Below are 19,657 nucleotides of genomic sequence, written 5' to 3' on the forward strand. Positions count from 1 at the left end.
CCCCCCCCCCCCCCCCCCCCCCCCCCCCCCCCGACGGTAAACTATCGCGCGTTGCGGCCGACGATACGATTGGCCGCTGACGTTACCGCTTCCAGTGAGGCAGCGACGATGTTGGTGTTGATGCCGGCGCCGAACAGCTTGCCGCCGGGATATTCCATCTCGACATAGGAGATGGCCGACGCATTCGAGCCGCGCTGCATCGAATGCTCGGAATAATCGAGCACCGACATCTCGACGCCGACATGGCGTGACAGCGCATCGACGAAGCCGTCGATCGGGCCGGTGCCGGTGCCTGATATCGTCACTTCCTTGCCGTTGTCGAGGATGACCGCCTCGACCACGCGCCGGCCCTTCACCTCGGTGGCCGGGTAAGTGTGATGATCGAGGAATTTCAGGCGGGCGCCAGGCTGGTCGACATAGGTTTCGAGGAAGCGGTCATGAATACGCTTGGCCGGCACTTCCTTGCCTTCGGCGTCGGTGATCGCCTGGATAGCCTGACTGAATTCGATCTGCAGGTTGCGCGGCAAATTGAGGCCGTAATCGGCCTGCAGCACATAGGCAATGCCGCCCTTGCCCGACTGCGAGTTGATGCGGATGATGGCCTCATAGCTGCGGCCGACATCGGCCGGATCGATTGGCAGGTATGGCACTTCCCAGCGCGGTGTGTTGGCCTTCTTCAAGGCCTTCATGCCCTTGTTGATGGCGTCCTGGTGCGAGCCGGAAAAAGCAGTGTAGACGAGTTCGCCGACATAGGGGTGGCGCTCGGGAATCTTCAGCTGGTTCGAATATTCGTAGACATCCTTCATCCGGTTGATGTCGGAGCAGTCGATGCCCGGATCGACGCCTTGCGTGTACATGTTGAGCGCCAAGGTGACGATGTCGACATTGCCGGTGCGCTCGCCATTGCCGAACAGCGTGCCCTCGACGCGGTCGGCGCCAGCCATCAAGCCGAGTTCGGTGGTGGCGATGCCGGTGCCACGATCATTGTGCGGATGCAGCGAGATGATCAGGTTTTCGCGGTTGTCGAGATTGCGGCACATCCACTCGATGCGGTCGGCATAGATGTTGGGCGTCGACATCTCGACCGTCGACGGCAGGTTGATGATCAGCTTGTTGTCGGGCGTCGGCCTGACGATCTCGGTGACGGCGTTGCAGATCTCCAGCGCAACCTCGAGTTCGGTACCGGTGAAGCTCTCCGGCGAATATTCGAAGCGATAGCCGCCGCCGGCCCTGGCAGCCATGTCGGTGATCATCTTGGCCGCGTCGGTCGCGATACGCTTGATGCCGCCGACATCTTTCTCGAAGACGACGCGACGCTGCAACTCGCTGGTCGAGTTGTAGAAATGCACGATCGGGTTGGTGGCGCCCTTCAGCGCCTCGAAGGTGCGGCTGATCAGTTCAGGCCGGCACTGCACCAGCACCTGCAACGACACATCGGCCGGCACGTTGCCTTGCTCGATGCACCAGCGCGCGAAGTCGAAATCGGTCTGCGAAGCCGAGGGGAAGCCGATCTCGATTTCCTTGAAGCCCATGTCGAGCAGCAGGCCGAACATGCGCGCCTTGCGCTCGTGGCCCATCGGATCGATCAGCGCCTGGTTGCCGTCGCGCAGGTCGACCGAGCACCAGATCGGCGCCTTGTCGATCACCTTCGAGGGCCAGGTCCGGTCGGTGAGGCCGACGGTCGGGTAGGGTTGATATTTGCGGGCTGCGTCCGGCATGCCCCGGCCAACTTGCTTGCCGGTCGCGGCCTCGCTGGCGCGGATGTCTTCTCGTGCGTTCATCGTTGTTTCTCCCGGCGGCTGGCGGGTCCACCTTTCAGGCGGATGTGGAGCCAAGCGGCGCCTTTACCAGAATTTCGTTCGCTTGATATGATTTGCCAAGGAGCATGCGCTTGCGCGGCGGTTCGACCGCCGGGCGCTCCTTCAGCGAACCCGGCGATCGCCGATAAGGCCGAGAAGAAGCAGGGTCGAGGCAAGCGCGCGCACGGTCTCGCCGGCAAAGCCGGTCTGACGGGAAGCGGTGGTGGCGCGCGTGTTCATGGCCGCTCTCATACAGGAGCGGCCTGTTGGAGGCAAGCGGGCCGGCCCCCGTCGAATTTTATCTTAACGCGGATGCTCTTCCCCGCGCGCCGCAAATGCGCCAGACTTGGCTTCCGGCGGGGTGCCGTCGGCAGGGGGCGTTCATGAATTTCGTGTTCTTCTCGCCGCATTTTCCCGCCAATGGCGCCGATTTCTGCGACCGGCTGAAGAAGGCCGGCGCGACCGTGCTCGGTATTGGCGATGCGCCCTATGATGCGCTCGACGGCAAGCTGAAGCAGGCGCTTTCGGAATACTATCGCGTCGCCGACATGGAGGATTACGAGCCGGTGTTCCGGGCGATAGGCCATTTCATCCACAAATGGGGCCGCATCGACCGGTTCGAATCGCTCAACGAGCACTGGCTGGAGCTGGAAGCCAACATCCGCACCGACTTCAACATCTACGGCACCAAGCTCGATTTCGTGAAGAATCTGAAGCGCAAGAGCCGCATGCGCGCCTTCTTCCGCAAGAGCGGTGTCGAGACGATCGCGCAGCGCAAATGCTCCGACCGGGCCGGCGCCATGACCTTCATCCGCCGCGTCGGCTACCCCGTGGTGGTGAAGCCGGATTCGGGCTCCGGCGCTTCGAACACGTTCAAGATCTCCAATGCGAAAGAGCTCGACCAGTTCTTCCGGGACAAGCCGGAGGACGTGACCTTCGTCATGGAGCAGTTCATCGAAGGGCTGGTGGTGACCTATGACGGATTGATCAACCGCGACGGCGAGGTGGTGCTGGCGGCCAGCCATCGCTACGACCAGAGCGTCATGGACGTGGTCAACAAGGACCGCCACATGAGCTACACCTGCTTTCCCCGGATCAGGCCTGCCGTCGAGGAGGCCGGCCGCAAGATCCTGAAAGCATTCGACGTGCGCGAGCGCTTTTTCCACATCGAACTGTTCGAGACCAGGGACGACCGCATCATCGCGCTGGAGGTCAACATGCGGCCGCCCGGCGCCTGGATGACCGACGCGATCAACTACACGTTCGACATCGATGTCTACGCGGCATGGGCGGACATGGTGGTCAAGGATGCCGTCGGCGGCCCTTATGAGGGCAAGTATTTCACCGCCTATGCCAGCCGCAAGCGCCACCTCGACTATTTGCACAGCCATGCGGACGTGCTAGCCGCCCACCGCGACAAGATCGTCCATCATCAGCCGATAGAAGAGGTTTTCAGCCGGGCCATGGGAAATTACGCCTACCAGATGCGCTCGAAGGATCAGGCTGATCTGCGCGAGGCGGTGGCCTATATCCACGCCGAAAAGGCTTGAGGCATGGACATTTCCTATCACAAGGTCTTCGCCCGCAATCTCGGCCGCGACATGGAGTACAAGCGCTACGGGCATGCCGGCCGGCCGGTCGTGGTGTTCCCGACCTCGCAGGGCCGCTTCTACCAGTTCGAGGATTCCGGCGGAGTGGGGGCGCTCGCCGAGTTCGTCGATACCGGCCGCATCCAGCTGTTCACCGTCGACGGCATCGATACAGAATCCTTCTTCGCCAGGAATGTCGATGCCGCGCATCGCATCGACCGGCACGAGGCCTATTTCCGCTATCTGCGCGAGGAGGCGCTGCCGGACTTTCTGGAAACCGCCGCGCAAGCCAATGGCGGACGGCGGTTGAAGCCGCTGTTCTCGGGCTGTTCGATGGGCGGCTACCATTCCTCGAACTTCGTCTTCCGGTTTCCCGAGCTCGCCAGCGGCGTCATCTCGCTGTCGGGTGTCTATTCGGCCCGCGATTTCTTCGGCAAGGCGCTCGACGGCGACATTTTCTACAATTCGCCGCTCGATTATCTGCCAGGGATCGTCGACCCGAAACTGCTGGCGCGGCTGAAAGCGCTCAGGCTGATCTTCTGCTGTGGGCAGGGCGCATGGGAGGAGCGCATGCTGGTCGAGACGCGCCAGCTGGAACAGATCCTGCACGACAAATCCATTCCGGCCTGGGTCGACTATTGGGGCGGCGACGTCAGCCATGACTGGCCGTGGTGGCACAAGCAGCTGGCTTATTTCTTCGGCCGCTGGCTGGATGACGATCTGATGCACAGGCTGGACTAAGGTGCATTGATATTCAGCCGGCCTGCGAATGGCTGACGCCTACCCTTCCTGGCAGGCCGGCAGGGATACGGTCTGGTGCTCCGCCGCGGATCCGCGGCGCAGGCCGAGAAAGACGACGAGGGCGGTGACGATGGTGATTGCCGCCAGCACGATCAGTAGCCTGTCGAACGCCGTTTCGTAGGCCTCGACCAGCACGGCGGCGCCGGCCGCCGGCAAACGGTGCACGGTTCCACCGAGATTGCCGGTCACCAGCAATTGCGCCGCGGCGGCCGCGTCGCTGGAAGGCGCAGCGCCCCGAGCGGCGAGTTGCGCGGCGGTGAAGCCTGACAGCGTCGCCATGACGATGGCCAGCGCCACACCTTCGCAAGCGACACGGGTGGTGTTGAAGATGCCGACCGCCATCCCGGCCCGCTCCGTCGGCACGACGCTGACGGCGAGCCCGTCCATCAACCCCCAAGGCAAGGCGATGCCGACGCCGATCAGAATCAGTGGCGCGACCAGCGCAACCTCAACCGGTGGCGTCAGGCTCAGCCAGATCAGGCCGGCCCCCGCGACGAGCAGGCCGACGCCGCAGATCGTGGCCGGAGCAATCCAGCGCGCCAGCTGGCCGGCGAGCAAGGGCAGGAACAGCAACGGTCCGGAGAGGCAGATCATCAATTGCCCGGCCTTGATCTCGCTCATCCCCTCGATGCCGATGAAGCGGATCGGTAAAAGTACGAGCAGGACGACGAAGCCATAGGCGGGCGCCGCCGCAAGAAACTGGACGCCGACGAAGCGAGGAAAGCGAAACAGGGTGAGATCGAGCATCGGCCGGCGCACGCGCCGCTCGGCGACGACAAACAGCACAAAGCAAAGGACGGCGACGCCGAGAAGCGTTGCCACCAGCGGGTCGGTCCAGCCGCTCTGGGGTGCCTGGAGCACGCCATAGGTCAGCGAGGCCAGCGCGAAGGTGAACGTGGTGGCGCCCGCCCAGTCGAGGCCGGTCGCATCCGGATCACGCGATTCCCTGATGGTGCGCAGGCCGAGGGTTGCCGAGGCAGCCGCGAGCGCCATCACCAGAACAAAGATCGACCGCCAGCCGAAGGCGGCGATGAGCAGGCCGGAGGCGATCGGGCCGAAGGCCAGCCCGATGCCGAAACTGGTGCCGAGAAAGGAGAAGGCGCGCAGCCGCGATGGTCCCTCGAATTCCTGGGCAAGTGCGGAGGCGCCGCCAGCGAAGGCCAAGGCACTGCCGAGCCCTTGCGCGGCCCTGAAGACGTCGAACCTGGTGATGTCGGACGCCAGCATCGCGCCGAGCGAGGCGATAATGTAGAGGGCGAGACCGACGAGGAAGATCCGCTTGCGGCCATGATTATCGGCCAGCGCTCCGGCCGCCATCAGGCTGGCGGCGAAGGTCAGCATAAAGGCGTTGGTCACCCAGTTGAGCGCGATCGGGCTGCCGCCGAGATCGGCCGCGATGCGGGAGAGCGCGACGGCCGGGCCGGTGAAGGTCAGAGGCATCGTCATAGCGGCGAGGCATACCGACAGGAGCACGAGCCATCGCTCGGCCGGGCCGGTGGTGGTCTTCAGGTCATGGGTTTTTCCTATCTGAGCGGTCTGCGCTGGCATGCGCGCAACCGCGGCGCCGATCATGCGGACCAAGATAGGTCAGAGACAGATCAGGAATAATAGTATTAAATATCCTGATATAACGGACGGAAACGCTCGAATGGAGCAGCATGATGGATCGCCTCAGCGGCCTTCTGGCTTTCGCCCGCACCGCCGAGTTCGGCAGCTTCGTCGCCGCCGGCCGGGCGCTCGGCATCTCCGCTTCAGCGGTCGGCAAAAGCGTCGCGCGGCTCGAACAGGAACTCGGCGTGCGGCTGCTGCAGCGCTCCACGCGGCGGATCGGCCTGACGGAGGAGGGCAAGCTGTTCAACGAGCGCGTGCGGCGCATCCTCGACGACATCGACGATGCCGAGGCGATGCTGTCGCGGACAAGGGAGACGCCGCGTGGGCGGTTGCGCGTCTCCACCCCGATCGTCACCTACCATCTTTTGCTGCCGGTGCTGTCGGAGTTCATGGCCCGCTATCCCGAGATCGAGCTCGATATCGATTTCAACGACCGGATCGTCGACGTCATCGAGGAAGGCATCGACGTCGCCATCCGCAGCGGCGAGCTGCCTGATTCACGATTGGTGTCCAGACCCATTGCGCCCTTCCGCATGCTGCTGTGCGCGGCTCCCTCCTACCTCGATCGCCATGGCACTCCCGGTGTGCCGGCGGATCTCATCAGGCATTTCGGCATAAACTTCCGCTATCTCAACAGCGGCAGGCTGCTGGACTGGCCGTTCATTACCGGGAGCGCCCAACCGCTGATCCGTTCAATGTTGACCTGCAACAACATGGAAGCTTTGAAAGGCGCCACGATCGCCGGACTCGGCATCGCCTGCATGCCCGATTTCCTGGTGCGGGACGCGTTGCGCGAGGACCGGCTGCGCACCGTGCTCGACGATCATGTCGACGGCCGTGGCCAGTTCCGGATGCTATGGCCCTCCAATCGCCATCTGTCGCCAAAGGTGCGGGTTTTCGTCGATTTCCTGCCCGAACGCCTGGCAGCCGCGCGATAGCGGTGCCCTGGTGGCAGCCCTCATCATTCCCGGATGCTTCTGGCTACCAGCCGGGCAATGCTGGGGCCGACAAGCAGCACGATCAGGAAGCGCGCCGACTGCAGGGCCATGACAAAGGAGATGTCGACGTTCTGCGCGGCGGCGGCGATGATGGCGACGCTGTCCATGCCGCCAGGGCTGGTCGCCAGATAGGCGGTCAGCGGGTCGACGCCGGCGAGCCGGCTGATGAGGAAGGCAAGGCCGCCGCAAAACGCGATCAGCGCGATGATCGAAGCGATGATCTGCGGCAAAGCGCGTGCCGCGTGGCGCAGGATCGGCCTGGTGAAGTTCAGGCCGATCGCCCAGCCGACCATCGCGTAACTGACCGCCAGCAGCCATTGCGGCAATTGCATCGGCACCCCGAGGCCGAGATGGATGACTGTGCCGAAGATGAAGCTGCCGAGGAAGAAGGGCGAAGGCAGCCGGCAAAGCCTGCCCGCGAGGCCGCCGATGAGCGCCATGCCGATGGTGGCGGCGAAGGGTTGCGGATCGATCTCGGGGAACCAGATAACGGGCGGGACCTCGATGCCCGAGGTGTCGACCCACATCTTGGCGACGAGGGCTGCCGTCATCGAGACGAAGATGACGCGCAGATACTGCATGAAGGCGACAAGGCGCTGGTCGGCGCCGAAGGCGCCGGCCATCAGCACCATGGCGGTGGCGGCCCCCGGCGAAGAACCCCAGACGGCGGTGGTGCCCGGCAGGATGCGCCAGCGGCTGATCAGCCAGCCAAGCAGGCTCGAGGCCGCGACGGTGGCGATCACCACGCCGAGGAACAGCGGCCATTCCTTGTAGAAGACCGGGAAGATATCGGCCGAGATCGAAGCCGCGACGAGGCAGCCGACGACAGCCTGGGCGGCGCCGAACAGAAGCCGCGGCACACGCACCGCGGCACCGTTGGTGCCGGCGACGATGGCCGCCAGCATCGGTCCGATCAGCAGCGCCGCCGGCAAAGCGGCGAGTTCCAGCGCGCCGGCGAAGAGCGCGGAGATGACCAGCAGGATGAGCCACTGCCAAGGCTTGCTCAGCCGCGTCATGCGCTCGATGGCGGGTTGGTCGGAAGATGGCTGCTCGGCCTCGGAAACCATGTTCTGGTCTAACCCCAGACGCGAAAAATGCGAACGCAAGTGCGCCTGAAAAAGCACGTTTCGGCCTCGGGCGCCCGCCTCAGCCCGTTTTGGCTTCAGCCAAGCCGAAGCCGCCCACCGGATGCGTTTCCACCTGGAATTCGAAGCCGCCGATGAAGGGGCGCGCCTTGGCGATCGCCGCCTGGACTTCGGGAAGCTGCAGCGAGGCCTTGTGGCTCGCCTGATCTGTCCACACCTCGGTCACCCAGATCGCGTCGGCATCGGCCGGATCGGTGGCGATGATATAGCTCAGGCAGCCGGGCAGGGCGCCAGTGCTCTCACGCAGCACGGCCATGACAGCGTCGCGCTGGCCACGCGCCGCCCGCATCTTGCCGATCAGTCCATACATGTCCTCGTCTCCCCCTGGGTTGGCGCGAAAGGAGTGTGTCCAGTATGCCGGTCGCCGGTCAAGGCATCAACTGGCCGCCATTGACTTCGATCACCTGGCCGGTGACGTAGCCGCTCAACAGGTCCGATGAGAGGAACAGATAGGCGCCGACGCAATCTTGCGCCGTGCCGGCACGGCCCTGCGGGATGGTGGCGACCATGCCCTTCATCTGCTCGTCGGTCGAATAGCGTTCGTGGAAGGGGGTGAGGATGGTGCCCGGCGCCACGGCGTTGACGCGGATGCCGAAGCCGATCAGTTCCTTGGCCATGCCGCGCGTCACGTTGGAGACGAAGGCCTTGGCCGAGCCGTAAAGGCCGGCGCCGCCGCCCGCCCCGTTGCGCGCGGCGATCGACGAGGTGTTGACGATGAAGCCGCCCTGTTTTTTCAGCCACGGGATCGCCTTACGCGAGGCGGTCAGCACCGAGCGTGCGTTGAGGTCCATCACCGCGTCGTAATGCGCCTCGGTCTGCTCGGCGTAGGGCACGCGGCCAAGCATGCCGCCGGCATTGTTGACCAGCCCGTCGAGCCGGCCGAAATGCCGCGCGCTGTCCTCGACGACGCGTTCGACATCGGCAGGGAGAGAAAAGTCGCCCTGGACGAGGAACACCTCACCGCCGCCGTCGCGGATGGTCTGGCCGAGTTTCTCGGCGGCGTCGCGGCTGGAATTGTAGTGCAGCGCCACCTTGCATTCCTGCCCGGCATAAGCGAGCGCGAGCGCCGCGCCGATGCCGGTCGAGGCGCCGGTGACCAGCACCGCCTTGCCGGCGAGGTCGGGGATGACAAGACCAAGGGCTGTCTCTGGCACTGCTGTTCCTCCGGGGGATTTCCAAGTTTCTTGGCGGGTGTTGCCACCCTTGCATTCAAGTCAGTGCCGCTTCAAGGCCTGAGATAGACATAGCCCTGGCTTTGCAGTTCGGCGAGCTTGACGACGCCACCCCTGTCGGTGGCATGGAAGCCGTCGAGCAAATCGGCGAGCGTAATATCCATGCCGTGCATGGTGTTGCCGCAGGCATGCGGGTCGAGCCCTTGCTGGACAAGACCGGTAAAGCGCCCCGAAACCGCCGCCGATATGCCCTTCGACTTGAAGCCGGCAAGCGCCGGACCATGCACGACCAGCGCGATATCGACGTTGCCGCCCGTGCCCTCATAGTGGTTCTTGATGTTGCCGAGCACGAAATTGACCTTGTCGAGGTCGCTGAGGTGATAGGCGACCTTCAGCCTGGCAGGCTCGGTGGTTGCCGCCTGCACCGCCCGCAGGCCTAGAAGCGTCCCGGCTCCGGCGAGAGCCGCGTGGAACATGTCACGTCGGCGCATGGCGTGCCTCCCTGGCTTGCCGGCTCAGCGCGATTTGCGTGGCCGCGGCCGCAATACTAGCATAAATTGACGTTACGTCCTGTCGATGCGGAGAGGGGCACATGGCGTTCAGGGAATGGAAGACGTTTGCCAGCGCCGGATTTGGCGCCGCACTGCTTGGCGGACTTGTGGGTTCTGCTTTTGCCGACAATGCGCTCAAACTCACCGAACTCAGCCCCAACGGGGCGGACGCCTGTTTCGGCCGGGTCTATGACGCGGCGCACCTCAAGGCGCGTCCGAAGCAGAAGGTGACGCGGATTTTCTTCTACTACGGCCGTGATCCGGTCAGCCGTCCGAATGAGGAACCGAACGCGAATTCCGATACTTCCTACAATGGGTTCCTCACCACCACGGTGCGTGGCGCCAAGGCGCCGGAATGGGCCGGAGGCTGGTGCAATCACGAGTCCGAGGATGGCAAATCGGGCCCGATCCGTTGCGGCATGGACTGCGACCGTACGCTGGCATCGCTGAAGGTCGACGGCAAGGGTCGGCTGATCCTGTCGGACCTGTCGTCCGATATCTACCTCGACGCCGGTTCGGAAGAAGAACTCGGCGCGGCTGAATACGACAGGCAGGCGCTTGGCAAGGAAGACGACAATTTCCGCCTCGATCCGATGCCGGCGGCGATCTGCAAGGCTGAATTCGCCCGCATCGATCCGATCGACCCGGCGCTCGGGCCGCCGCTGCGCGAGCGGCTCAAACCCGACCAGGCCTTCTGCTACGGGCGCGACTATGACGCTGCGCATATGAGTTCGCATCCCGAGCAACTGACGCAGTCGATCCGGGTGTTTCGAGGACCGGTGGAACTGGCATCCTTCGCCTCGGGAGGCGACGCCGCGAACTGGCCCGACGGCGCCGACATCGCGGTCTCGGTCACGACGCGGCAGAAGGGGGCCAAGGTCACGCAGACTTATTCATGCCAGGGCGAGGCCGATCAATGGCGTTGTGCCGCGAGTTCGAAGACGAGCAATTTCTCCTGCGACATCGCGCAAAAGGAAATCTTCCTCAAGCGTGGTGCCAACGGCGCCATCACGCTTGCCAACCCCAACAGCAGCCTGGCGGTCGTCGACCTGTGCTCGAAGGCGGCCGACGGCAAGACGATGTCCGACGACAAGGTCTATCGGCTGGAGCCAATGCCACAATCCGCCTGCGCGCCGTAACCAGCGTTTCGTCATCCTTCGGTCGCCGCTACGGAGCTGCGCTCCTGATTCGCCCAAGGATGACGAAGTCGAGAAACTTCGGTTCTTTGTTTTTACGCAATTCCGGACGGAAAACCGTTCACACTTTTCCAGGAATTGCTCTTCCAAGGTCGCGACGGTGACCCGCCTCAGGCGAACGGCACCGCGGTCGTGCCCTTGGGCAGCTTGGCTTCGTCGTCGGGCTCGACATGGATGGTCACCTGCACCGAGGGGAGTTCGGCCTTCAGCGCGTCTTCGATGCGATCGCAGATGACATGGCTGGCGCCGACCGACATGTCGGCGTCGACGACCAGATGGAACTCGATGAAGGTGGCGCGGCCGGCGATGCGGGTCTTGAGGTCGTGCACCTCCATGGCGCCCTTGCAATTGGCCGAGATGATGTCGCGGATGCGCACATGCTCCGCCGTGTCGACGGCCCGGTCCATCAGGCCGTTCATCGACGAGCCGATGACATGCCAGCCCTGCCACAGGATGTTGAGCGCGACGATGACGGCCAATGCCGGGTCGAGGATCTGCCAGCCGGTCAGGATTGCTCCGACCAGGCCGCCGAAGACGCCGACCGACGTCACCACATCGGTCATGATGTGATTGCCGTCGGCGACCAGCGCCGGCGATTTCTCCGCCCGGCCCGTGCGGATCAGCATCCAGGCCCAGAAGGCGTTGATGACGGTGGCGACGCCGTTGACGGCAAGGCCTTTCCAAGGCTGTTCGAGTGGCGCCGGGGCCTGCCAGGAGCGCCAGACTTCGTTCAGAATCAAAAGCGCGGCGAGCACGATCAGCACGCCTTCCAGCACGGCGGAGAAATATTCGGCCTTGTGATGGCCGAAGGGGTGATCCTGGTCGGCCGGCTTGTGGCTGACCTGGATCGCCCAGAAAGCGGCAATCGACGCGATGACGTTGACGATCGATTCCAGCGCGTCCGAATAGAGCGCGACGGAGCCGGTCACGTACCAGGCGGCGGCTTTCAGCGCGAGCACGACAAAAGCGACCACGATCGACCAGAAGGCAAGGTTGGCGACCTTGCGCTTCGCGGCCGCCCTGGCTGCGATCGCCATCGTGTTCTCGGCTTCGGCCATTGGCGTCAGGCTGCCTTTTCCTTGGCCTTTCGCGGCAAATGCGCGACGATGTTCTCGATGATGCGCATGCCGGCATTGTGGCCGAGCGTCATGATCGATTCCGGGTGGAACTGGACCGCGGCGATCGGCTCCTTGCGGTGCTCGAAGGCCATGATGACGCCGTCTTCCGTCTCGGCCGTAACCATGAAATCGTCGGGCAGGCGTACCGGATCGGCGAAGATCGAGTGGTAGCGGCCGACGGTGACTTCCTTGGGCAGGCCGGAGAAGATGATGCCCGGCTTCGAGACGCGGATACGCGACGGCTTGCCGTGCATGGGAATGTGCAACTGCCTGAGTTCTCCGCCATAGGCTTCCGCCAGTGCCTGCAGGCCGAGGCACACGCCGAAGATGGGCAGGTCGCGCGCGCGCGCCTTTTTGATGGTCGCGGCGCAGTCGAAGTCCTTCGGCGTGCCGGGTCCGGGTGACAGCACGACGAGGTCGGGCTTCAGCCGGTCGAAGACTTCCTCCGGCACCGGCGAGCGCACGGTCGAGACATTGGCGCCGGTCTGGCGGAAGTAGTTGGCCAGCGTATGGACGAAGGAATCCTCGTGGTCGACCAAAAGGATGTTGACGCCGTCGCCGACGCGCGCCGTGGTGCGCTCGGTGCTGGTCGAATTGCCCGTCTTGGCGTCGCGGATCGCGGAGAGCATGGCGGATGCCTTCAGTTCGGTTTCAGCTTCTTCTTCCTCTGGAATGCTGTCGAAGAGCAATGTAGCGCCGGCACGAACCTCGGCGATGCCGTCCTTGATGCGGATGGTGCGCAAGGTAAGGCCGGTATTCATGTCGCCGTTGAAGTTGACCATGCCGATCGCGCCGCCATACCAGGCGCGCGGGCTTTTCTCGTTCTGCTCGATGAAGCGCATGGCCCACAGTTTCGGTGCGCCGGTGACGGTGACCGCCCAGGCGTGCGAGAGAAACGCGTCGAAAGCGTCCATGCCTTCACGCAAGCGGCCCTCGATGTGGTCGACGGTGTGGATCAGGCGCGAATACATCTCGATCTGGCGGCGGCCGATGACGCGTACAGAACCCGGCTCGCAGACCCTGGACTTGTCGTTGCGATCGACGTCCGAGCACATTGTGAGCTCGGATTCGTCCTTCTTCGAATTGAGCAGCTTCAGGATCTGCTCGCTATCGGAAATGGCGTCGTCGCCGCGTTTGATGGTGCCGGAGATCGGACAGGTCTCGACGCGGCGGCCGTTGACGCGCACGAACATCTCCGGCGACGCACCGATCAGGTATTCGTTCTCGCCCAGGTTGATGAAGAAGGAATAGGGCGACGGGTTGATGGACTTCAGCTTGCGCGAAATCTCGGAGGGCTGGGTCTCGCAACGCTCGTAGAACATCTGGCCGGGGACGACCTCGAACAGGTCGCCACGCTTGAACGAGTCCATCGCGCGGCGCACCAGATTGGCGTATTCGCCGGGCTCATGGTCGCCGCGTGGCGGGATGCGGTCGGCGGTCCTGAACGGCTCGGCGATTTGGTCGCGTGGCAGGCCTTCGGTCGAAAAACCTTCGCCCGCATAGTCGTAGCGATCGGTCCAGGCCTTGGCCGAGTAGTGGTCGACGACCAGAATCTCGTCGGGCAGGAACAACACCAGGTCGCGCTGGCTTTGCTTGCGCACGAGCGTGTGGTCGACCGGGTCGAACTGGAAGGCAAGGTCGTAGCCGAAGGCGCCGTAGAGACCGAGATTGGCGTCTTCCGCCGTCTTGAACAGCGCGGTGATGGCGCGCAGCACAGTGAAGACCGAGGGAACGCGGCTGCGTTCCTCCTCGGTGAAGACACGGCCGGGTTTGGCGACATCGAGGCGGATCAGCTTTTTCGAGGTCTCGGCGATCGTGACCTCGGCGAGGCCGCCCAGTGTCCTGCCGATGACCGGCAACAGCGCCTCGCCACGGCCGTTCAGCGCCTCGATACGCATGGCGCGGCCGCGTGCCGAGATGACCAGCGGCGGATCGATGATGGCCGTATCCCAGCGCGTGTAGCGGCCGGGATATTCGTAGTTCGAGGAAAATACCGCGCCCCGGCGCGAGTTCAGTCCGTCGACATAAGTGTCGATCGCGCCTTCATAAGGGCGGCCGTGGCGCTCGCGGGTGATGGTGATGCCACCCGCCGTCGCGAAGCTTTCAGCGCCGTTTTCCAGAACCTTCAACGTCATTGCCGTCTCCATCAGCTACTTGGGCAACGGACCCGGGAATGGCTTTAAAAAACAAATGGCCGCCCGGACATTCCGTTGCGGCCACCCTCTATTTTCACGCGCACGCGTTCGAACAGGCCGCTGTCAGCAGGCCCACCACCAAATGGTCTTGATCGAACGCATGTTCATGGCGATTCCCTTAGCGGCGATTGGGCGGCCGCGCAACTGGATTCGACGCAGGCTCAATCCTCCAGCGTGCCCGACCTTGCATCGGCGCTCTTCCTGTCGCCAACCAGTTTCAACAGGTCTTCGCCGGAGCGGATGATGCGGCGCGAGCGGCGGGTCAGGATGATGCCGTCCTGCGGCGCGAACACTTCCGTGCGGCCATCGGCTTCGCCTGGCGCGTGAACGATGGTAGCGAGCCGCGCGCCCCTGGTGACGCGGTCGCCGGGCTTGACGTCGTAGAGGACCGCACCGCCACGGGGCGCCGGCATCATGTCGATATTTTCCAGAGGTGCCGCGACGCCCTTGAAGGGGCCGGGCGCGGGCAGGGCGGTGTCGGATATCACGCCGCGCGCCACCAGCAGCCGGTAGAGGCCTTCGGCGTCGGACTTGGCCAGCGCGCCGTCGACATCGAGAATGCCGCGATATTCGACGGTGGTGGCGAAGCGCCTGTCGAACTTCGCCACATCGGCCGATGCGTTCTGGTAGGGCATGATCGAAGCGCCCTCGAAGGTGCCGTCTGTGTCCTCGCTCCACAGCACCACGGCATCGACGCCCATGGCGGCGGCGCAATCGGCCATCTCAGGCCACAGGCTGGTGTGGACGTAGAGATAGGCAAGACCCTCATCGTCGCAGTGCAGGTCGAGCACGATGTCATGGCCGAGCGAAAGCTGCACCAGGCGCGACTTCAGCCGATGGTCGGCGCCGCCAAAGGTGGCGTCCGGCAAGAGCCTGGCGTCGGGCGCGGCCAGCAGCGGAAAGCCGCGGTTGAAGTTGGTGCGGGTGCCGAGATGAAAGCGACCCTGGTGCTCGCCGAAGTGGTATTGCGCGCGGCCGATCGGGTTGGCCCAGGGCACGATGGTGATGTTGCCCCTGATGCGACCCTCGGCCTCGGCCTTGTTCAGCATCGGCATCAATGCATCGATGGCGACGACGCCAGGCAATTCGCCGGCATGGAGCGCTGCCTGCAGGTAGGCCGAAGGTGCTGTCTTGTCGGCGCCGGCCAAGCGGAGCACCGGGAATTCGTAGGAAACGCCGTCGCTGTCGCCGGCGATGCGTTCGATCGATTTCTGCATGACGTTCTCCATGAAAGCGAGAAGACATGCCCATTGGAAGGTACCGATGTCGATTGGTCCAGCCCGCCGCGCTATGGGCGCAAGGGCCTATTCCGCGGCAGCGTGAAGCGTGACAGGCGCGCGCCTGTCCAGCGCCGCCGACAGCACCGCAACGGCGACCGCCAGCAGGGCTAGCACCGCGCCGACCAGTGGCAAACCGGCATAGGAAACGCCTGATGACAGCGCCACGCCGCCGATCCATGCGCCGCCGGCATTGCCGACATTGAAGGCGCCTTGATTGAGCGTGGCTGCAAGGTTCGGTCCTTCGGAAGCCGCCTCGACGACCCGGATCTGCAGAGGTGGCACGACGACGAAGATGAGCAGGCCCCAGAGGAAGACGATGCCGATGGCAACGCTGGCGATCGTGCCGAACTGCATGAAGCCGACGAACAGCAGGGCCATCAGCAGCAAGGTGGCGATCACTGTCGGCATCAGTTTCCAGTCGGCAAGCCTGCCGCCGATGATGTTGCCGATGGTCATGCCGGCGCCGAACAGCAAAAGCACCCAGGTGACCGCCGCGGTCGACAGGCCCGACACGCCGGTGAGGTATGGCTTTATGTATGTGAAAACGGCGAACAGGCTGGCCGAGGTCAGCGCCGCGATCAGCATCGCCAGCCACACCTGCAGCTTGCCGAGGACACGGACTTCGGCGCGCAGACCGCCGCCGCTCGGTTCCGTGACGTCGGACGGCACCAGCCAAGCGATGGCCGCGACCGAGATCAGGCCAATGCCGACCACGGCCAGAAAGGTGGCCCGCCAGCCGAAGGCTTCGCCGAGTGCGGTACCGGCGGGAACCCCGAGGATGTTGGCGAGCGTCAGGCCCGCGAACATCAGCGCGATGGCGCTGGCGCGCTTGTTGCGCGGCACAAGGCTTGCCGCGACGACCGAGCCGATGCCGAAGAAGGCGCCATGGCCGAAAGCGGTGAAGACGCGCGCCGCCATCAGCAGCCAGTAATTGGGCGCGATGGCGCAGAAGACGTTGCCGACGACGAACAGGGCTGCAAGTCCCACCAGCACGGGCTTGCGCGGCAAATGCGCGGTGGCCATGGCCACGACAGGCGCGCCGAAGACGACTCCCAGCGCATAGCCGGTGACCAGCAGGCCGGCGGCGGGGATCGTCACGCCGAGATCGGCGGCGACCTCGGGCAGCAGGCCCATGATGACGAATTCGGTGGTGCCGATGCAGAAGGACGCAATGGCAAGCGCAAGGATCGGCAAAGGCATGGGAGGTCCAGACTGAATCGGTTCAATTTCAGACTGCGCGAGGACCCCTGCCGGGCGCAACAGACATTGCCGCAATGCAGCAATGCAGAAAGCGTGGAGCGGACGTCTCCTCTTCTACCGGCCCGACGCAGACCGATCCTTCAAGGGCTGAAACGATGTCGCTTCGTCCCAGTTCTGCAGCCGGACACGTTATCTTGAAGCCTGCCGGTGCCCCAACAATAATTGCGTGATGACGACCGTGAAATCGCGGAGCCTTCGGCAAGACACAGGCGACGACTGAAGGGGCAGCGGCTGACAGTCTCACGCCAGCGGCTTCAGCTCCTGGGCGATGGTGGGCAGCAGCTCCGAGACGGTGGGATGGATGTGCACGGCGCGCGCCAGTGTGTCGACCGGCGCCTTGGCGTACATCAGGTCGAGCACGCAATGCACCGCCTCGTCACCGCCGGGACCGAGCACCGAGCAGCCGAGGATCTCCCTAGTGTCGGCGTCCACGAGGATCTTCATGAAGCCCTGCGTCTCGCCCTTCTCGATGGCGCGGCCGACACGGGTCATCGGCCGCTGGCCGACCAGGGCGCGACGTCCGGATTTCCTCACCGCCGTCTCGGTCATGCCGCAGCGGCCGAGCGGCGGGTCGATGTAGAGCGCGTACGCCTCGACACGGTCGCTGATCCTGCGCGGATCCTTGTCGAGCAGATTGGCGGCGACGATCTCATAGTCGTTGTAGGAGGTGTGGGTGAAGGCGCCCTTGCCGTTGCAGTCGCCCATCGCCCAGATGCCTGGCACGCTGGTGCGCAGCTGGTCGTCGACGACAACCGCGCCGCGTCCGTCGACCTCGACGCCCGCCTTGTCGAGGCCGAGATCGTCGGTATTGAGCGTTCGGCCCAGCGCCAGCAGCACATGCGAGCCGACCGCGGGCGGCTGGCCCGTGGAGAAACTCACGGCAATGTCCCCGCCCTGCTTGGCGAAGCCGATGTCGTCGGCGCCGACATGGACCGCGATCCCTTCATTTTCGAGGATCGACAGGATGGCGGCCGAGACGTCCTCGTCCTCGCGGCCGGTGAGGCGCGGGCTCTTTTCGATGACGGTGACTTCCGAACCGAAGCGGCGGAACATCTGCGCGAATTCGAGCGAGATGTAGCTGCCGCCGACGACGATCAGGTGGCGCGGCAAAACGTCGAGATCCATCATCGACGAGTTGGTCAGATAGTCGATGTCGTGGATGCCGGGCAGGTCCGGCACCGAGGCGCGGCCGCCGGTGTTGAGAAAGATCTTCTCGGCGGTCAACAGGTCGTCGCCGACGCGCACCGTGTTGGCGGATTCGAAGCGTGCATGGCCGCGATAGAGCGTGCAGCGCTCCATTCCGGCGATCCAGGTCTCCAGATTGCCACGGGCGTCGTTGGTGACCTTGTCCTTGCGCGCCTTGATCCTGCTATAATCGACCCCGACGGAGCCGGGGAACGTCACGCCATAGTCGGCAGCGCGCCGCGCCAGATGGGCGGCATAGGCGCTGGCGACCATGGTCTTGGTCGGCATGCAGCCGGTGTTGACACAGGTGCCGCCGACCAGCTTGCGCTCGATCAGCGCCACGCTCATACCGGCTGCCGCCAGGCGGCCCGCCAGGGGCGACCCCGCCTGGCCAGCGCCGATGATGATGGCGTCGAAGGTCCTTGCGTTCAAGGTCTGGGCCGTCATGCCACCGCCGCCACGATCAGCAGGCCGCCGATGATCGCCACCGCATCCTCGATGAAGGCCGCGGGCGGATCCTTGCCGAAAACGGCCGCCAGCCGGCCGCGCGCTTCGGCACCACCCAGGGTGCCGATGACCGCGCCGATCGCTCCGGCGATCAGGCACACGATGGTGGCGCCGCTGGTCGCGCCGATCACCGCGCCGCTGAACGCGCCGAGCAGAATGCGGGCGCCGAACTGCTGCGGCACCTTGCGGCTTGGCGTCGACGGCAGCTGGTCGGTGACCAGTTCGACTATGGCCAGGACGGTGAAGATGCCGACAGCCGCCCAATGGCCCATGAAGCTCGCCCAGGTGCCGGCAACCGGCAGCCAGCCGAGATAGGCGCCCCAGGCAACGGCGGCAGGTGCCGTCATGGCGCGCAGGCCGGCAATGACGCCGATCAGGAGTGCAAGAATGTAGAGCATGGTCGATCCCCCTCGATCCCGGGCCGGTACAGCCTTGAAACGGCAAGCTACCATAGGCCGGATATTTGGCTAGGCCGCAGACTCACAAGCGCACAGCCACGGCGGATCGAGGCAAGTCAGTTGGCTGATGGAGCGTTGATCGCAAATTGCGCGGCGAAAGCCCTGATATAAGCGGGCCGAGCTTCCCCGCGCGCCACATAGGCGGCCAGGTTTTGGTATTCATCCAGAATGCCTGACATTCTCAGTCGTAGCAGCACTGACACCATCAATAGATCGCCGGCGCTGAACGCATCATCGAGCCAGTCCGCGACGCCCAAATGCGTCGAGAGACAGTCCAGCCGGGCGCGAACACGGTCCTTTACCAGCGGCAAGCGCGCCTCGCTCCAGGGCTTGTCCGCTTCGAAAATTCTTGCCGTGGTCAATTCGAGGATCGGCGGCTCGATGGTGTTCAGCGCGGCAAACATCCACGTGATCGCTCGCGCGCGGGCGTTGCGCTCCTTCGGCAGCAGGCCCGCATGCTGCTCGGCAAGATGAAAGACGATCGAGCCGGTCTCGAACAGCGAGAGAGAACCGTCCTCATAGGTGGGGATCTGGCCGAAAGGATGGATGGCCAGATGGTCAGGCGCCTTCATGCCCGCGAAGGAAACAAAACGAACCGCGTAAGGCTGCCCCACTTCTTCCAGCGCCCAGCGAACACGCGTATCGCGGGCCAGTCCCTTCCCGCCATCGGGTGATCGTTCAAACGCCGTGATCGTGATTGTCATCGCATTTGTTCCTTGCCTGGGCGAATTTCTTCGGCTTCCTACCGAGGACGAATGAGCTTCCCGGAAATCGACATCGGTCCTGAACTAT

General features: G+C 64.3%; 17 protein-coding genes. 4 read left to right on the plus strand and 13 right to left on the minus strand.

The genetic code is table 11. The annotated features are described in order from the left end of the window. Window positions 1–41: 41 nt before the first annotated feature. Complete coding sequence (gene leuA, locus LB555_RS21290; RefSeq protein WP_224683683.1) at window positions 42–1,781, minus strand: 2-isopropylmalate synthase; 1,740 nt, start codon at window positions 1,779–1,781, stop codon at window positions 42–44. Window positions 1,782–2,182: 401 nt separating this feature from the next. Between leuA and LB555_RS21295 the strand changes: the two genes are divergently transcribed. Both LB555_RS21295 and LB555_RS21300 read left to right on the plus strand, forming a co-directional pair. Beyond that, window positions 2,183–3,349 (plus strand): ATP-grasp domain-containing protein, encoded by a 1,167-nt coding sequence (locus LB555_RS21295; RefSeq protein WP_140665180.1) that lies wholly within the window; start codon window positions 2,183–2,185, stop codon window positions 3,347–3,349. A 3-nt stretch (window positions 3,350–3,352) separates the two neighbouring features. Beyond that, window positions 3,353–4,129: an esterase family protein gene (locus LB555_RS21300; RefSeq protein WP_224683684.1), complete on the plus strand. Its 777-nt coding sequence runs from the start codon at window positions 3,353–3,355 to the stop codon at window positions 4,127–4,129. 39 nt (window positions 4,130–4,168) lie between these two features. Here LB555_RS21300 and LB555_RS21305 read toward each other — a convergent pair whose 3' ends face one another. Continuing rightward, entirely contained in the window at window positions 4,169–5,737 is a 1,569-nt protein-coding gene (locus LB555_RS21305) for an MFS transporter (RefSeq protein ID WP_224683685.1), read from the minus strand. A gap of 113 nt (window positions 5,738–5,850) precedes the next feature. Here LB555_RS21305 and LB555_RS21310 point away from each other — a divergent pair, with 113 nt between their 5' ends. Beyond that, window positions 5,851–6,738, plus strand: a complete 888-nt coding sequence (locus LB555_RS21310) for a LysR family transcriptional regulator (protein ID WP_140665177.1) — start codon at window positions 5,851–5,853, stop codon at window positions 6,736–6,738. A gap of 23 nt (window positions 6,739–6,761) precedes the next feature. Here LB555_RS21310 and LB555_RS21315 read toward each other — a convergent pair whose 3' ends face one another. The 4 genes from LB555_RS21315 to LB555_RS21330 all read right to left on the minus strand — a co-directional run bounded on the left by LB555_RS21315 (window position 6,762) and on the right by LB555_RS21330 (window position 9,606). After that, window positions 6,762–7,865 carry an AbrB family transcriptional regulator gene (locus LB555_RS21315; RefSeq protein ID WP_224622997.1) on the minus strand — a complete coding sequence of 368 codons (1,104 nt, stop codon included), beginning with the start codon at window positions 7,863–7,865 and terminating at the stop codon, window positions 6,762–6,764. A 79-nt stretch (window positions 7,866–7,944) separates the two neighbouring features. Then, window positions 7,945–8,253 carry a putative quinol monooxygenase gene (locus tag LB555_RS21320; RefSeq protein ID WP_015316017.1) on the minus strand — a complete coding sequence of 103 codons (309 nt, stop codon included), beginning with the start codon at window positions 8,251–8,253 and terminating at the stop codon, window positions 7,945–7,947. A 58-nt stretch (window positions 8,254–8,311) separates the two neighbouring features. Beyond that, window positions 8,312–9,097, minus strand: coding sequence for an SDR family NAD(P)-dependent oxidoreductase (locus LB555_RS21325; protein ID WP_140875352.1), 786 nt, complete (start codon window positions 9,095–9,097; stop codon window positions 8,312–8,314). A 71-nt stretch (window positions 9,098–9,168) separates the two neighbouring features. After that, the gene (locus tag LB555_RS21330) at window positions 9,169–9,606 is read right to left on the minus strand and encodes a DsrE family protein (RefSeq protein WP_224683686.1); all 438 of its coding nucleotides are present in this window, start codon (window positions 9,604–9,606) and stop codon (window positions 9,169–9,171) included. Window positions 9,607–9,707: 101 nt separating this feature from the next. Here LB555_RS21330 and LB555_RS21335 point away from each other — a divergent pair, with 101 nt between their 5' ends. Next, window positions 9,708–10,805 carry a hypothetical protein gene (locus tag LB555_RS21335; protein ID WP_224683687.1) on the plus strand — a complete coding sequence of 366 codons (1,098 nt, stop codon included), beginning with the start codon at window positions 9,708–9,710 and terminating at the stop codon, window positions 10,803–10,805. 167 nt (window positions 10,806–10,972) lie between these two features. On the opposite strand, the gene LB555_RS21340 is transcribed toward LB555_RS21335, so the two are convergent. The 7 genes from LB555_RS21340 to LB555_RS21370 all read right to left on the minus strand — a co-directional run bounded on the left by LB555_RS21340 (window position 10,973) and on the right by LB555_RS21370 (window position 19,569). Then, a complete protein-coding gene (locus LB555_RS21340) occupies window positions 10,973–11,920 on the minus strand; it encodes a cation diffusion facilitator family transporter (protein WP_318013030.1) in 948 nt (315 codons plus the stop codon). 5 nt (window positions 11,921–11,925) lie between these two features. Then, on the minus strand, window positions 11,926–14,115 hold the full coding sequence (locus tag LB555_RS21345) for an anthranilate synthase (RefSeq protein WP_140721627.1): 2,190 nt from the start codon (window positions 14,113–14,115) through the stop codon (window positions 11,926–11,928). Between the two features lie 221 nt (window positions 14,116–14,336). Further along, entirely contained in the window at window positions 14,337–15,392 is a 1,056-nt protein-coding gene (locus LB555_RS21350) for a succinylglutamate desuccinylase/aspartoacylase family protein (protein ID WP_224683688.1), read from the minus strand. Window positions 15,393–15,479: 87 nt separating this feature from the next. Then, complete coding sequence (locus LB555_RS21355; protein ID WP_224592893.1) at window positions 15,480–16,655, minus strand: MFS transporter; 1,176 nt, start codon at window positions 16,653–16,655, stop codon at window positions 15,480–15,482. Window positions 16,656–16,955: 300 nt separating this feature from the next. Beyond that, entirely contained in the window at window positions 16,956–18,332 is a 1,377-nt protein-coding gene (locus LB555_RS21360; protein ID WP_224683798.1) for an FAD-containing oxidoreductase, read from the minus strand. Between the two features lie 11 nt (window positions 18,333–18,343). After that, complete coding sequence (locus LB555_RS21365; RefSeq protein ID WP_140721635.1) at window positions 18,344–18,805, minus strand: DUF4126 domain-containing protein; 462 nt, start codon at window positions 18,803–18,805, stop codon at window positions 18,344–18,346. 116 nt (window positions 18,806–18,921) lie between these two features. Next, a complete protein-coding gene (locus LB555_RS21370; protein WP_140713590.1) occupies window positions 18,922–19,569 on the minus strand; it encodes a glutathione S-transferase family protein in 648 nt (215 codons plus the stop codon). Window positions 19,570–19,657: the final 88 nt, after the last annotated feature.

Origin of the sequence: Mesorhizobium sp. BR-1-1-10 (assembly GCF_020165595.1) — a bacterium.
GTDB lineage: Bacteria > Pseudomonadota > Alphaproteobacteria > Rhizobiales > Rhizobiaceae > Mesorhizobium > Mesorhizobium australicum.

Coding starts and splice junctions, on each gene's coding strand:
- LB555_RS21365 (WP_140721635.1), bottom strand. CDS start 18,805: ATGCTCTACATTCTTGCACTCCTGATCGGCGTCATTGCCGGCCTGCGC.
- LB555_RS21295 (WP_140665180.1), top strand. CDS start 2,183: ATGAATTTCGTGTTCTTCTCGCCGCATTTTCCCGCCAATGGCGCCGAT.
- LB555_RS21335 (WP_224683687.1), top strand. CDS start 9,708: ATGGCGTTCAGGGAATGGAAGACGTTTGCCAGCGCCGGATTTGGCGCC.
- LB555_RS21330 (WP_224683686.1), bottom strand. CDS start 9,606: ATGCGCCGACGTGACATGTTCCACGCGGCTCTCGCCGGAGCCGGGACG.
- LB555_RS21370 (WP_140713590.1), bottom strand. CDS start 19,569: ATGACAATCACGATCACGGCGTTTGAACGATCACCCGATGGCGGGAAG.
- LB555_RS21310 (WP_140665177.1), top strand. CDS start 5,851: ATGGATCGCCTCAGCGGCCTTCTGGCTTTCGCCCGCACCGCCGAGTTC.
- LB555_RS21300 (WP_224683684.1), top strand. CDS start 3,353: ATGGACATTTCCTATCACAAGGTCTTCGCCCGCAATCTCGGCCGCGAC.
- LB555_RS21350 (WP_224683688.1), bottom strand. CDS start 15,392: ATGCAGAAATCGATCGAACGCATCGCCGGCGACAGCGACGGCGTTTCC.
- LB555_RS21345 (WP_140721627.1), bottom strand. CDS start 14,115: ATGACGTTGAAGGTTCTGGAAAACGGCGCTGAAAGCTTCGCGACGGCG.
- LB555_RS21305 (WP_224683685.1), bottom strand. CDS start 5,737: ATGCCAGCGCAGACCGCTCAGATAGGAAAAACCCATGACCTGAAGACC.
- LB555_RS21355 (WP_224592893.1), bottom strand. CDS start 16,655: ATGCCTTTGCCGATCCTTGCGCTTGCCATTGCGTCCTTCTGCATCGGC.
- LB555_RS21340 (WP_318013030.1), bottom strand. CDS start 11,920: ATGGCCGAAGCCGAGAACACGATGGCGATCGCAGCCAGGGCGGCCGCG.
- leuA (WP_224683683.1), bottom strand. CDS start 1,781: ATGAACGCACGAGAAGACATCCGCGCCAGCGAGGCCGCGACCGGCAAG.
- LB555_RS21320 (WP_015316017.1), bottom strand. CDS start 8,253: ATGTATGGACTGATCGGCAAGATGCGGGCGGCGCGTGGCCAGCGCGAC.
- LB555_RS21315 (WP_224622997.1), bottom strand. CDS start 7,865: ATGGTTTCCGAGGCCGAGCAGCCATCTTCCGACCAACCCGCCATCGAG.